Source organism: Polaromonas sp. P4_F9 (genome assembly GCF_056401235.1).
Genome location: NZ_JBFUJT010000008.1, coordinates 84,731 through 97,307, shown reverse-complemented (window position 1 = coordinate 97,307; position 12,577 = coordinate 84,731). Strand labels below are relative to the sequence as shown.

The following is a 12,577-nucleotide window of genomic DNA, read 5'->3' as shown; positions in this document are numbered from 1 at the left end:
TTACACCTCGTTTCCACCTGCGTCTTTTTGTTCCTTTCCCTGCACCTACCCACCACCTCATGGCACTGACATCCCAAGACATCGCACGCGTCGCCAACCTGGCGCGCCTGGAGTTGCGTCCCGAAGAAACCGAACACACCCTGAGCCAGCTCAACGGCTTTTTCGCGCTGGTGGAGCAAATGGCCGCCGTCAATACCGACGGCGTGGCGCCACTGGCCCACCCTGCGGCGGTGATTGGCGAGGTGGCGCTGCGCCTGCGCGACGACATCGCCAGCGAGCCCAACCAGCGCGAGGCCAGCCAGGCCAGCGCGCCCGCCGTGGAGCGCGGCCTGTTCCTCGTGCCCAAGGTGATCGAATGAGTTCCACCGACCGCAACCCCGATTGGCACGACCTTGGCGTCGCCGAGCTCGCCGCCAGGCTGGCCGCCCGCGAGGTCTCCAGCGTCGAGCTGACCCGGCATTTCCTCGCCCGCATCCAGCAGCATGAGAGCCTGGGCGCCTTCCTCGCCACCAACCCGGAGGTGTCGCTGGCGCAGGCCCGGGCTGCCGATGCGCGGCTGGCTGCCGGTGAGCGCACGCCTTTGCTGGGCGTTCCGCTGGCGCACAAGGACGTGTTCGTCACCCGTGATTTCCCGACAACGGCCGGCTCGAAAATGCTGGCCGGCTACCRCAGCCCGTTTGATGCCACCGTGGTCAGCCGGCTCGGCGTCGCCCCCGGCGGCGCGGGCATGGTCACCCTGGGCAAGCTCAACTGCGACGAGTTCGCGATGGGCTCGGGCAACGACAACAGCGCCTATCACCCGGTGCACAACCCCTGGGACACGGCGCGCGTGCCCGGCGGCTCCTCGGGCGGCTCGGCCGCGGCCGTGGCGGCACGCCTCGTGCCGGCAGCCACCGGCACCGACACCGGTGGCTCCATCCGCCAGCCCGCCTCGCTCACCGGCATCACCGGCATCAAGCCCACCTATGGCCGCTGCTCACGCTATGGCATGGTGGCTTTCGCCTCCAGCCTGGACCAGGCCGGCCCGATGGCGCGCAGCGCACTCGATTGCGCCCTGCTGCTCTCGGCCATGGCCGGCCCCGACCCCGACCGCGACTCGACCTCGCTGGACCTCCCCGTCACCAACTACGCTACCGAATTAATAGCTACAGGCAACCGGGAGACAGGGCCTGAGCCATTAAAGGGCCTGAGAATCGGCCTGCCCGTCCAGTTTTTTGGCGCGGGCTGCTCCGCCGATGTGCTGAAGGCAGTTCGTGCTGCGCTGGCGGAATTTGAAAAACTGGGGGCCACGCTGGTCGACGTCAGCCTGCCGCTCACCGAATTGTCCATTCCGGTGTACTACGTGATCGCGCCGGCGGAAGCCAGCAGCAACCTGAGCCGCTATGACGGCGTGCGGTATGGGCACCGGGCGGCCAGCTACGGCGACCTCACCGACATGTACAAAAAATCGCGCTCCGAAGGCTTTGGCGACGAGGTGACGCGCCGCATCATGATCGGCACCTATGTGCTGTCGCACGGCTACTACGATGCCTATTACCTGAAGGCGCAAAAAATCCGCCGCCTGATTGCGCAGGATTTCCAGACGGCCTTTGCGCAATGCGACGTGATTGCCGGCCCGGTGTCGCCCACCGTGGCCTGGAAGATCGGCGAAAAATCCGACGATCCGGTGGCCAACTACCTGGCCGACATCTACACGCTGTCGTCCAGCTTGGCCGGCCTGCCCGGCATGAGCATTCCGGCGGGCCTGGGCGCGCACGGCATGCCGGTGGGCCTGCAGCTGATCGGCAATTATTTCCAGGAAACCCAGCTGCTGGGCGCCGCCCACCATTTCCAGCTGGCCACCGACTGGCATCAAATGAAACCGGAAGACAAGGCAGGATTGTCGGCATGAGCAACATCGCAAGCACCCCCGCATCCCCGCTGGTGCAGGGCTACGAAGTCGTGATCGGCTTTGAAACCCACACCCAGCTGACCACGCAGTCGAAAATCTTCAGCCGCGCCTCCACCGCGTTTGGCGCTGAGCCCAATACGCAGGCCTCGGCCGTGGACTTCGCGCTGCCCGGCGCGCTGCCGGTGATGAACAAGGGCGCGGTGCAGCGCGCCATCGAGTTCGGCCTGGCCGTCAATGCGCACATTGCCGAGCAGAGCGTGTTCGCACGCAAAAACTACTTTTACCCCGACCTGCCCAAGGGTTACCAGATCAGCCAGTTTGAGATTCCCGTGGTGCAGGGAGGTGTCGTCGAGTTCTTCCTGGACGGTGAAAAGAAATCGGTGCGACTGGTGCGCGCCCACCTGGAAGAAGACGCCGGCAAGTCACTGCACGAAGACTTCATCGGCATGAGCGGCATTGATCTGAACCGCGCCGGCACGCCGCTGCTGGAGATCGTGACCGAACCCGACATGCGCTCGTCAGCCGAAGCCGTGGCTTATGCCAAAGAGCTGCACAAGATTGTGACCTGGATCGGCATTTGCGACGGCAACATGCAGGAAGGCAGCTTCCGCTGCGATGCCAATGTGTCGGTGCGCAAGCCCGGCGCCGAGCTGGGCACGCGCCGCGAGATCAAGAACCTGAACAGCTTCAAGTTCATGCAGCAGGCGATTGATTACGAAGTGCGCTGGCAGATCGGGCAGCTGGAAGACGGCCACGCCATCCAGCAGGCCACCGTGCTGTTTGACCCGGACACCGGCGAGACACGAGCCATGCGCACCAAGGAAGATGCGGCCGACTACCGCTACTTCCCCGACCCGGATCTGCCGCCGCTGGTGATCGGCCGGGAATGGGTGGAGCGCACGCGCGCCGAGATGAGCGAATTGCCGCGCGTGATGGCGGCGCGCTTTGTGGCCGATTACGGCCTGCCCGAGTACGACGCGGGCCAACTCACGCAGAGCAAGGCGACTGCGGCCTACTTCGAAGCCGTGGCGACGGCGAGCAAGCAGCCCAAGCTGGCCAGCAACTGGGTGATGGGCGAGCTGTCGCGTCGCCTCAATGCAGAAGAAAAATCCATTGAAGCATCAGCCGTCAGCGCGGATCAGCTGGCCAACCTGATAGTCCGGATTGCCGACGGCACAATTTCCAACAACGCCGCCCGACAGGTGTTTGATGCGCTCTGGAGCGGCGAAGGCAGCGACGTGGACGCCCTCATCGAAGCCAAAGGCCTCAAACAGATGAGCGACACCGGCGAGCTGGAAAAAATCATTGACGACGTGCTGGCGGCCAATGCCAAAAACGTCGAAGAGGTCAAAGCCGGCAATGCCAAGGCCTTCAACGCCTTGGTCGGCCAGGCCATGAAGGCCACCAAGGGCAAGGCCAACCCGGCGCAGGTCAACGAACTGCTGCGGAAAAAACTGGCGTGACGCACGGCGCGGCCGCCGTGCGGCCTGCGCTTCATTTTCAGCCTGCCATTGAACGCCAGAAAGTCAGTTTTTGGCGGCGGCCTTGGGGTGGCCCGCAGGGCCGGCGGCGCCTGAAGCCGCGTTGGCAGGTGCCGCGCCCGCCAGTGCCCAGAGTTGCTTGAGCTTGACCAGCTCTTCGTCGAAACGCAGGTTGACGCGTTTTTTCTCCTGCTCCTGATCGGCAATGAATCTCTTTTGCACGGCGGCGCTGCTGTCGTTTTCTTCCAGCCGGCGCTTCAGTGAGCCAGGTGCCCTGGACGGGTCTTTCGCGTAAAACTCGAATTCGTCGTTGATGGCCTTGCGCTGCTCGGCGAGTTCCACCGTTCTTTTGCTGGCGGCCTTGATGACTTCGTCGATCTGGGCCAGTGCCATCGTGCGCTCCTGGTCGTGCACCGGGCGGGCCGGGTAACGCAGCAGCAATGCCCGGTCCCGGCGCTTTTCTTCGACTTCGCGCGCACGCGCCTCTGCCGCCAGCTTCTCTTTTTCTTCCTGCGCTGCCCGCTCCTGCGCCGTGAGCGACGGCCCGACCTCGCGCCTGAGCCGGCCGGAACGCGTCAACTCCTGCTGCGTGCGGTCCATGCACTCGGCAATTGGACGGTCCGCCGTGATCTTGCGGCCTTTGGCATCGACACAGGTGTAGATGCTCTGGGCCGCCGCCTCACCGCACAGGCAGGTGGCAAGCACCAGCCCCGCCGTCAACGCTGTTTGCAAAAGCAATTCGACTCCTCATTCCACGCCATAGCGCTCCCGATAAGCCAGCACAGCCTGATAGTGGGCTTTTAAGGACAACGCGCCAGAGGCCCCTGGCGTCGACACGTCACCCTGCCTGGAGAGATACTGCAGCAAGTCGGTCAGGCGCGCAATCGCGCAAACCTGCAAACCCAGCTGATTAGTTACATATTGCACTGCGCTGTGGTTGACATCCACGCCATTCTCGGTGGCTTTTTCCTGCCGGTCCAGCGCGAGGACCATCGCATGGGGCGTGGCGCCGGCGGCCTGGATGATGGCAATCGATTCGCGCGCGGCCGTGCCGGCCGACATCACGTCATCAATGATCAGCACGCGCCCCTTGACGGGGGCCCCGACCAGCGTGCCGCCTTCGCCGTGGTCCTTGGCCTCCTTGCGGTTGTAGGCAAACGGCACATTGCGCCCCTGCCGCGCCAGCTCGACGGCAACGGCGGCGGCCAGCGGAATGCCCTTGTACGCGGGGCCGAAAATCATGTCAAACTCCAGCCCGCTGCGCTCGGCCTCGGCCAGCAGGTGGCGCGCATAAAATTGCGCCAGGCGGCCCAGCTTGGCGCCGTCGTCAAACAGGCCCGCGTTGAAAAAATAAGGGCTCAGGCGCCCGGCCTTGGTTTTGAATTCGCCGAACCGCAGCACCCCCGATTCCAGCGCAAACTGCACGAATTCCTGTGCCAGTGCGGTGTCTGCGGAAGTTGCCTGCGCCTTATCTGTTTGCCCTGCCGTACTCATTGGAGATGTCCTTGTTCAAATTAACCAGCCTCAACCTCAACGGTATCCGTTCCGCCACCAGCAAAGGCCTGGAGGACTGGATTGCCCAGACCCTACCGGATTGTATTTGTGTGCAGGAATTGAAGGCGCAAGCTGCGGATGTGAGCGGTCGCTTCGAAGCACTGGCCGACTTGAAGGGACATTTTCACTTTGCCGAGAAAAAAGGCTATTCGGGGGTGGCGGTGTACACGCGCCACGAGCCCAGCGACGTGATCGTGGGCTATGGCTCGTCCGAATTTGACGCCGAAGGCCGCTATGTGGAGCTGCGCTTTGACCGGCCGGGCCGCAAGCACGCGCCCAAACTGTCCATCATCAGCTGCTACTTCCCCAGCGGCTCGTCGGGCGAGGAGCGGCAAGCCGCCAAGTTCCGCTTTCTGGCCGAGTTTTACCCGCGCCTGCTGGCGCTGAAGGAAACGCGCGACTTTGTGCTGTGCGGCGACGTCAACATCGCGCACCAGGAAATCGATTTGAAAAACTTCAAGGGCAACCGCAAGAACAGCGGCTTCCTGCCCGAAGAACGCGCCTGGATGACGGAGCTGCTGAAGGACGCCGAGCTGGCCAACGAAGCGGCGGAAGAACTGATCGAGCGCACCGGGCCATCGCTTCGAGGCGGCGGCATGGTCGATGTCTACCGCAAGCTGCAGCCCACCACCACCGACGCGGCCTACACCTGGTGGAGCAACCGCGGCCAGGCCTATGCCAAGAACGTGGGCTGGCGGCTCGACTACCACCTGGCCACGCCGGCCATGGCCGTGCTCGCCAAGACCGAGCACATCTACAAGGACCAGCGCTTTTCAGACCACGCGCCCATCACGGTGGACTACGCACTGAGCCTGTGAGCCGGAGGCGCTCCTCCTCTTGATCAGCCCCGGATATAGGCCGTCTTGGCCGGTCCTATAAACCCCGACTCCACGTGCGATTGCTCCATGGCCAAACGATCACCGGTTTGGTGGAACTGACGTGGTACGAGCCGGCTACCAGGGCACCTTGGCAAACCGATCCGCTAAAAAGTCCAGGAACGCGCGTACCGCAGGCGGCAAATGCTTGCGTGAGGTATAGAGAGCATAGATCGCCATGCTGGGAAGTTTCCAGTCCGGAAGTACGACCTGCAAGCTGCCATTTGCCAAGTGCGGGCTGGCCAGATACGTGGGTTGCAAAGCCACGCCACCACCGGCTAAAGCAGCGCGGAGTAAAGCCGTGGCCTCGTTGGCGCTGAAGTGGCTACTCACGCTCACTTGGGCTTGTTCTTCACCACGGGTGAACCTCCACACGCTTTTACCGAAATTGGCATGGCTCAGGCAACGGTGGGTCGCCAGTTCAGCGGGCAAGGTCGGCACCCCGTAGGTGGCCAAGTACCCGGGTGAGGCCACCAGCACGGAATCGCACGGAGCCAACACCCGGCCGATGAGTGCGGGGTTCGGCTCGGCGCTGATGCGAATAGCCAGGTCAATGCGCGCCTCCACCAGGTTGAGCGCGCTCTCACTGGCGTTGAGGTCAATTTTGAGCTGCGGGTAGCGCTTCAGGAAGTCGGCCACTGCCGCCGCCATCTGCGCATACGCAAACGACATGCTGCAAGTAATGCGCAGTTGCCCGCGCAGGGCGCCGTCGTGGCTGCTGGTTTCTTCTTCCACGTTTTCCATCAGCGCCAGCATTTGCTGGCTACGGCGCAGGCAGCTCTCGCCCGCATTGGTCAACGTGACGCTGCGGGTGGTGCGCTGCAACAGCCGTGCACCCAGCCACTGCTCCAGCTCAAGCACATAGCGGGTGACCATGGCGCGCGACATGTCCAACTTGTCGGCAGCCGCGCTGAAACTACCCGTGCCGGCCACCTCCACAAACACCTGCATGGCAGTCAAACGGTCCATGATTCGCTCGATTTACGAAACAGTAATGGGCGAATTATGGCGTTTATCTGCGCGAATATTGAAACTACAGTTCGTTTCAACGCTGCAGAGCGTCTTTTTTTAAAACACTACAGGAGTTCACCATGATGCGTATCACCGTTCTCGCCGCGTCCCTGGCCATCGCTTTCGGCTCCGCTCACGCAGACCAGCCCTTGAGCGTCAAGGTCTACAACGCTGACGGCAACAGCTTCAATGTCAACTCCACGCTGGTCTATGGCGAAAAGGAAGCGATGGTGATTGATGCCGGCTTTACCCGCGCCGATGCGCTGCGCATTGCCGCCAACGTGCTCGACAGCGGCAAACGGCTCACCACCATCTACGTGAGCCAGGCCGACCCGGACTACTACTTTGGCGTGGAATTCCTGAAAGAGATCTTCCCGCAAGCCGATGTGGTGACGACCTCCGCCGTGCTGGAAAAGCTGGCGCCCAAGCTGGCAGGCAAGGTGGCATTCTGGAGCCCCAAGATGGGCACCAATGCACCGCGCAAGCCGGTGGTACCCCGCGCTCTGCAAGGCGACACCCTGACACTGGAAGGCCAGAAGATTGAAATCCGCGGCACGCAGGGCATGCTGGCCCACCGCCCCTATGCCTGGATTCCCTCGATCAAGGCCATCGTGGGCAATATCGGCGTCTTCGGCAACATGCACGTGTGGACTGCGGATACGCAAACTGCCTCTGAACGTGCCGCCTGGGTGGCTCAGCTGGACGAAATGTCGGCTTTGAAGCCCGAGCTGGTGGTTCCTGGCCACATGAAGACGGGCACCAGGGTGGACGCCAGCGCCATTACCTTCACCAAGGACTATTTGCATACGTTCGAGAAGAACCTGGCTGCCACCAAAAACAGCGGCGAGCTGATCAATGCCATGAAGCAGGCCTACCCGCAAGTGACCGATGGCGCCTTGTCACTGGACATCGGTGCCAAGGTCAACAAAGGCGAAATGAAGTGGTAAAAAAGTGGCACGGAGATAGCACCGTGGGTTGCCGGGCACACACTGCTGTTACGTATTTGTTCGATCCCCTGTGTGGCTGGTGCTACGGCGCGTCGCCCGCGATCCAGCGCCTGGGGCGGCAAAGCAGCATCCAGCTGGAGCTGCTCCCCACCGGGCTGTTTGCGGGCAGCGGCGGGCGCACCATGGATGCGGCGTTTGCGGACTATGCGTGGTCCAACGACGTGCGTATTGAAAAGCTCACCGGCCAGCGTTTCACCGAGGATTACCGCAAGAATGTGCTGGGCAAGCCTGGCAGCCGCTTCGATTCGGCCACCTCTACGCTTGCGCTGACAGCGGTGTCTTTGAGCGAACCGCAATGTGAGCTGGAAACGTTGAAGGTCTTGCAAGAAGCCCGATATGTGCATGCGATGGACACCAGTGCTGTGCCCGTGGTGGAGAAGCTGTTGCGTGACATGGGGCTGAGTACCGCCGCCGACCGCCTGGTCACCGGCGACGCTGAGCTACTGGCCGCCAACGCTGCGCGTATCCAGAATGCGCAAGGCCTGATGCAAACCTTAAGCGCGCAGGGGGTACCGGCCCTGGTGGTCAAGGACGACAACGGCAGCCGGCTGCTGCGCGGCAATGCGCTGTACGGCAGCTTTGATAGCCTGTTCAGCCACATTGCTGCGGCCTGAAGAGACCGCAGCAGGCGCATATGGCCGGTTCAAACCAACCTATCAGGAGAAGCTCTCGATGAACACGCTCCGCCAAGTCCTGGTTCATATGCGCGCGGGTCGCTGGAACGAAGCACACCATCTTGTCCAGAGCGATGATTCGCTGCTGAGCGCCTGGCTGCACGGCATCCTGCATATTCAGGAGGGTGATCTGGAAGATGCCGAGTACTGGTACGGCAAGGCCAACCGGAATTTCCGCAACCGGGGGACGCCGGATGAAGAGCTGGAGCGTTTCGAGACTGCTTTATTGGAATAGCGCCGAGGTCAACCCGGAAGTGCCAGGTTGAGACTCCAGTTAAATAGAACTTTGGATACGCTGCATTCCGATAACCCGCTATCGCGGACTTTTTTTGTGCAAGCTATCGACACATTTAACCGGCAAGAGCGGCGCCGCGCTCAACCCTGGGAGGCCCAGATCTGCTGGATCTGCGCGGAAAGCTCCATCGGGTCAAAGGGTTTGGGAATCACATCGAGCGCGCCCAGCGCCTTGTACGCCGCAATTTCCGAGGCCTGCACCTTGGCGGTCATGAAGATCACCGGCGTCCTGGACGTGGCAGGCATTTCGCGCAAGGCCTTGAGCGTGCTGGGGCCGTCCATGCCGGGCATCATGACGTCAAGCAGCAGCAGGTCGGCCGCGGCGCCGGGGGCCATGCTCAGCGCCTCCTGTCCGGAGGCGCAGGGAATCACCGTGAACTTTCCGACAGCCTCCAGGGCCATCTGCGCCACAACACGAATGTCGGGCTCGTCTTCAACATACAAAATGCGATGGAGAGGTGCGGGCATGGTCAAATCAGAGGTTGGGGTCGGGTGGGGCCGGGGTCTCCGGGAATCTGAAGGATACGCTGAATTGTATTTAACAGCTCGGTGTTGGAGGTGTGGGCCTTGACCAGCACGGCTTCGGCCATCTGACTGTCTTCCGGGTCCACGTCGCTGGACGAAAACAAAATCACCGGCGGCCGGGGATCGAGCGCATCGATGTCCTCAAACAGGTCCCAGCCGGAGTCCGAACCGAGCGTGAGGTCCAGCAACACCAGATCAAACCGCTGCTCCCGCAGCCGGGCGCGGGCCTGCTCCAGCGTGGCGGCAAATTCGAAAGTTGCAAAGTTCTCGGCAATGGCCGCGGCAATATGCTGGATGTCGAGATCGTCTTCCACATGCAGGATACGCGGCTTGCGGGCCTGCAGACCGGCCACGGCGCGGCGGACGCTGAGGGTCAGCTGGTGCTCATCGATCGGTTTTTCCAGCCAGTCCGACACCGCAAGGGGTTTGCGCTTGAACTGCAGCTCTCCCTCCCCCGCCTTCGCGGAGATCACCACCACAGGCAGGTTGCGCGTTTTTTCTTCGCGGCGCAGCGCGCCAATGAAGGCCAGGCCGTTCTGGCCGGGCAGCTTCAGGTCCACCGTCATGGCGTCGTAGTCTTTGCGCGCCAGGCAGGCCAGTGCCTGCTCGGCGCTGTGCGCCTGGTCGGCGTCAAAACCGGCCTTGCCCAGCATGATGCTGATGAGTTGGGCCACGTCGGGATCGTCTTCGCAAATCAGGATGCGCGGCCGTGACGATGCGGACCGCGCCTTCACCAACTGCAGCAGCTGGGCGGGCTCCCGCCATTCGGGCAATTCAAAAAAGAACGTGGTGCCAACACCCGCGTTGCTGTTAAAGCCGATGCGGCCGCCCATGTTTTCAACCAGCCCCCTGGAAATATTGAGGCCGAGGCCGGAACCGCCCTTTTGTCGGGTATCGGACGAATCCGCCTGCGAAAACTTCTGGAAGATGCGGTTGCGAAACGCCTCCGGAATACCGGGCCCCTGGTCCGAGACTTCGATTCGCACCTGCCGGGCGGTACGTGACAGCATCACCTCCACCGTATTGCCCGCCGGAGAAAACTTGACCGCATTGGACAGCAGGTTGGTCATTACCTGCATCAGCCGGTCGCTGTCAATGCGTGCCTGCAGCGCCGCGTCGGGCGCGCGCAAGCGCAGCCTGACACCGTGATGGGCGGCAAACCCCTCGTTGGCTGCCAGTGCCTGCTGCAGCAGTGGCTTGAGCTGCGCGGCCTGCAGATTCAGGCGCAGCTTGCCCGACTCGATTTTCTCGCTGTCCAGCATGTCGTTGATCAACCGGATCAGGCGCTCGCAGTTGCTCGTGGCGATGGCCACCAGGCTCTTCACGGCCACGGGCAACTCACCGGCCACACCGCCGGAAATCAGCCCCAATGAACCACGGATCGAGGTCAGCGGCGTACGCAGTTCATGGCTGACCGTCGAAACAAACTCGGTCTTCATGCGGTCGATGCGCTTGAGTTCGGTGATGTCGGTTCCCAGCGAGAAAAATCCCACGACCTTGCCTTCGTCCGCGCCCTCTCCATAGCGGGGGAAATACTGCATGGCGTAGTTTTTGCGGTCGCCTTGCCGCGTGACCTGCACACGCTCGTACTGCACGGCATAGCCGCGCAATACCTCATCGACCTTGTCCTGCACGCCTTCGTAGAGCTGCGGGCCGAGCACATCGGCCAAGAGATGGCCGTCAATCTGTTCAAATTCCAGGCCCAGCACTTCCTCGTACGCCCTGTTGTGAAAGCGAAATCGCTGCTCCAGATCGAGGTAGGCGATCAGGGCCGGCACCGTGTCGGTAATCTGGCGCAACTGGGATTCGCTGGCGCGCAAGGCCTCGGTGATGCGCCTGCGCTCGGTGTTGTCGCTGATCAGCGCCGTGAAAAGACGCTGCCCGCCCACATGCACGTCGCCAAACGACACACTGGCCGGGAATTCAGTGCCGTTCTTGCGCATGCTCTGTACGTCCTGGTTGGCCATCCTGAAAGGTTCGGGTCGCGCGCGCAGCGCCGCAGTGAAGCTCTTGTACTGGGCACGCAGGCGCTCGGGCACCAGCTCGGAAACGTCACGCCCTATGAGCTCATTTTTTTCATAACCAAACAGCTGCAGCGCTGCTGCATTGGCCTGCAACACGATGTCATGGTCGGTCGTGGTGATCACCGCATCGGCCATGGATTCGGTGATGGTGCGGGTCATGGTTTCGCTGTCGCGAAGTTGCGATTCCACGCGCTTGCGGACTTCCTCGTAATGGGTGACGACGTACACCATCCAGCCCAGCATGGCAAGGAACAGCGCGCCTGCGGCAATGATGAAGTGCTGGCCTCGCTCAGCGCTCCGCTCGGCATCGGCCTGCGCCCCCTGCCAGGCCAGGTTCTCCCGGCTGCGGGCCTTGTCCAGCAGGCTGTCGGTACGCTGCCTGAGTTGCAGGTTGGCGTCGCTGTTGAGGATAGCCACCGCGGCCTCCTGGCCCTCACTCTGCCGGACTGCAATCACCTGGTTGGTCGCCGTCCTGCGCTGGGCGATCAGATCGTCCAAAGCTGGCTGGTCCAGCAGCAGGTCCGCACTTCGCACACGGCCAATGGCCTCGCGCAGGGCGGCACGTGCTGCCTCGACGTTCTGCAGATCCGTCGCGCTGCCGGTCAGCAGGTACTGGCGCACCAGCGATTCGGCGGACTTGAGGCTGGAGGCGATACGCTCCAGCAAGACAAGGGTGTCTTCGGTCCGGACCCGCGCCTGGGCGGACTCGACCAACCGGTTGATCGTGACGTAGGAGGCCCCGCCTACCGCGGCCACCAGAATGAGACCAACGCCCAAGGCCAGCTTGATCTTGACGAGGAAAGGGGTGGAGCGCATGGGGTAATCCGGTAGATGAGCTTGTGGGTACCGCGATGGGCTGTGCAACCGGTCGGACGGCTCAACCCCGCCCAGGCAGGCCGGGGTCATCGGCGCGTGGCTGCGCCAAAACCACAAGAAAAGCCGGCTCGCGCACGGTCATGGCAACTGAACCATGGCTGCGACTGCCATGCCCCGCACGGTGTGCTGATCCTGAACGGCGACCGGGGTCGCGAACCTCGCTTGTGGCATGAAGACACTCCCAAAAAGAGGCACATCACCAAAAGGACCCCGAACATGTCCGAGGCGGCAAAGGTTGCAAAGGCGCTCCAGCGCCATAGGCCGTGGCGCTACTTCGCCGCAAGGGTCACCAGCCCTCGCCACGCGATTCTAGGGCCTCGACTGAAAATACAAGCCCGGCCGTCCCAAAAAAGGAAGCTCGGGCG

General features: G+C 62.6%; 12 protein-coding genes. 7 read left to right on the top strand and 5 right to left on the bottom strand.

Annotation, left to right across the window (positions count from 1 at the left end; genetic code table 11):
- Positions 1–59 precede the first annotated feature (59 nt).
- From gatC to gatB, 3 genes are read left to right on the top strand one after another with little or no spacing between them, the layout of a single operon-like run.
- Positions 60–359: an Asp-tRNA(Asn)/Glu-tRNA(Gln) amidotransferase subunit GatC gene (gatC, locus tag AC1DUB_RS09210; RefSeq protein WP_477729312.1), complete on the top strand. Its 300-nt coding sequence runs from the start codon at positions 60–62 to the stop codon at positions 357–359.
- The gene (gene gatA / locus AC1DUB_RS09205) at positions 356–1,891 is read left to right on the top strand and encodes an Asp-tRNA(Asn)/Glu-tRNA(Gln) amidotransferase subunit GatA (protein ID WP_477729311.1); all 1,536 of its coding nucleotides are present in this window, start codon (positions 356–358) and stop codon (positions 1,889–1,891) included. The genes gatC and gatA overlap by 4 nt, the downstream gene beginning before the upstream one ends.
- A complete protein-coding gene (gatB, locus tag AC1DUB_RS09200) occupies positions 1,888–3,354 on the top strand; it encodes an Asp-tRNA(Asn)/Glu-tRNA(Gln) amidotransferase subunit GatB (RefSeq protein ID WP_477729310.1) in 1,467 nt (488 codons plus the stop codon). Before gatA ends, gatB begins: the two co-directional genes overlap by 4 nt.
- A 63-nt stretch (positions 3,355–3,417) precedes the next feature.
- Here gatB and AC1DUB_RS09195 read toward each other — a convergent pair whose 3' ends face one another.
- On the bottom strand, positions 3,418–4,110 hold the full coding sequence (locus tag AC1DUB_RS09195) for a DUF4124 domain-containing protein (protein ID WP_477729309.1): 693 nt from the start codon (positions 4,108–4,110) through the stop codon (positions 3,418–3,420).
- Between the two features lie 9 nt (positions 4,111–4,119).
- Positions 4,120–4,866 (bottom strand): orotate phosphoribosyltransferase, encoded by a 747-nt coding sequence (gene pyrE, locus AC1DUB_RS09190; protein ID WP_477729308.1) that lies wholly within the window; start codon positions 4,864–4,866, stop codon positions 4,120–4,122.
- A gap of 11 nt (positions 4,867–4,877) precedes the next feature.
- On the opposite strand from pyrE, the gene AC1DUB_RS09185 reads away from it, so the two are divergent.
- Complete coding sequence (locus AC1DUB_RS09185) at positions 4,878–5,744, top strand: exodeoxyribonuclease III (RefSeq protein ID WP_477729307.1); 867 nt, start codon at positions 4,878–4,880, stop codon at positions 5,742–5,744.
- 135 nt (positions 5,745–5,879) lie between these two features.
- Here the strand turns inward: AC1DUB_RS09185 and AC1DUB_RS09180 are convergent, their stop codons facing one another.
- The gene (locus tag AC1DUB_RS09180) at positions 5,880–6,770 is read right to left on the bottom strand and encodes a LysR family transcriptional regulator (RefSeq protein WP_477729306.1); all 891 of its coding nucleotides are present in this window, start codon (positions 6,768–6,770) and stop codon (positions 5,880–5,882) included.
- A gap of 122 nt (positions 6,771–6,892) precedes the next feature.
- Between AC1DUB_RS09180 and AC1DUB_RS09175 the strand changes: the two genes are divergently transcribed.
- Genes AC1DUB_RS09175 through AC1DUB_RS09165 form a run of 3 tightly spaced genes read left to right on the top strand, consistent with a single transcriptional unit; the run spans position 6,893 to position 8,728 of the window.
- Positions 6,893–7,759, top strand: a complete 867-nt coding sequence (locus AC1DUB_RS09175; RefSeq protein WP_477729305.1) for an MBL fold metallo-hydrolase — start codon at positions 6,893–6,895, stop codon at positions 7,757–7,759.
- A gap of 56 nt (positions 7,760–7,815) precedes the next feature.
- Positions 7,816–8,433, top strand: coding sequence for a DsbA family protein (locus AC1DUB_RS09170; RefSeq protein WP_477729304.1), 618 nt, complete (start codon positions 7,816–7,818; stop codon positions 8,431–8,433).
- Between the two features lie 58 nt (positions 8,434–8,491).
- Positions 8,492–8,728: a hypothetical protein gene (locus AC1DUB_RS09165; protein ID WP_477729303.1), complete on the top strand. Its 237-nt coding sequence runs from the start codon at positions 8,492–8,494 to the stop codon at positions 8,726–8,728.
- Positions 8,729–8,868: 140 nt separating this feature from the next.
- Here AC1DUB_RS09165 and AC1DUB_RS09160 read toward each other — a convergent pair whose 3' ends face one another.
- Both AC1DUB_RS09160 and AC1DUB_RS09155 read right to left on the bottom strand, forming a co-directional pair.
- On the bottom strand, positions 8,869–9,255 hold the full coding sequence (locus AC1DUB_RS09160; protein WP_477729302.1) for a response regulator: 387 nt from the start codon (positions 9,253–9,255) through the stop codon (positions 8,869–8,871).
- Positions 9,256–9,257: 2 nt separating this feature from the next.
- Positions 9,258–12,152, bottom strand: coding sequence for a PAS domain S-box protein (locus AC1DUB_RS09155; protein ID WP_477729301.1), 2,895 nt, complete (start codon positions 12,150–12,152; stop codon positions 9,258–9,260).
- Between the last annotated feature and the right edge of the window lie 425 nt (positions 12,153–12,577).

Excerpts from the sequence above, each read along its gene's own strand:
- gatB (WP_477729310.1), top strand. The coding sequence starts at position 1,888 with ATGAGCAACATCGCAAGCACCCCCGCATCCCCGCTGGTGCAGGGCTAC.
- AC1DUB_RS09175 (WP_477729305.1), top strand. The coding sequence starts at position 6,893 with ATGATGCGTATCACCGTTCTCGCCGCGTCCCTGGCCATCGCTTTCGGC.
- pyrE (WP_477729308.1), bottom strand. The coding sequence starts at position 4,866 with ATGAGTACGGCAGGGCAAACAGATAAGGCGCAGGCAACTTCCGCAGAC.
- gatC (WP_477729312.1), top strand. The coding sequence starts at position 60 with ATGGCACTGACATCCCAAGACATCGCACGCGTCGCCAACCTGGCGCGC.
- AC1DUB_RS09155 (WP_477729301.1), bottom strand. The coding sequence starts at position 12,152 with ATGCGCTCCACCCCTTTCCTCGTCAAGATCAAGCTGGCCTTGGGCGTT.
- AC1DUB_RS09160 (WP_477729302.1), bottom strand. The coding sequence starts at position 9,255 with ATGCCCGCACCTCTCCATCGCATTTTGTATGTTGAAGACGAGCCCGAC.
- AC1DUB_RS09180 (WP_477729306.1), bottom strand. The coding sequence starts at position 6,770 with ATGGACCGTTTGACTGCCATGCAGGTGTTTGTGGAGGTGGCCGGCACG.
- AC1DUB_RS09165 (WP_477729303.1), top strand. The coding sequence starts at position 8,492 with ATGAACACGCTCCGCCAAGTCCTGGTTCATATGCGCGCGGGTCGCTGG.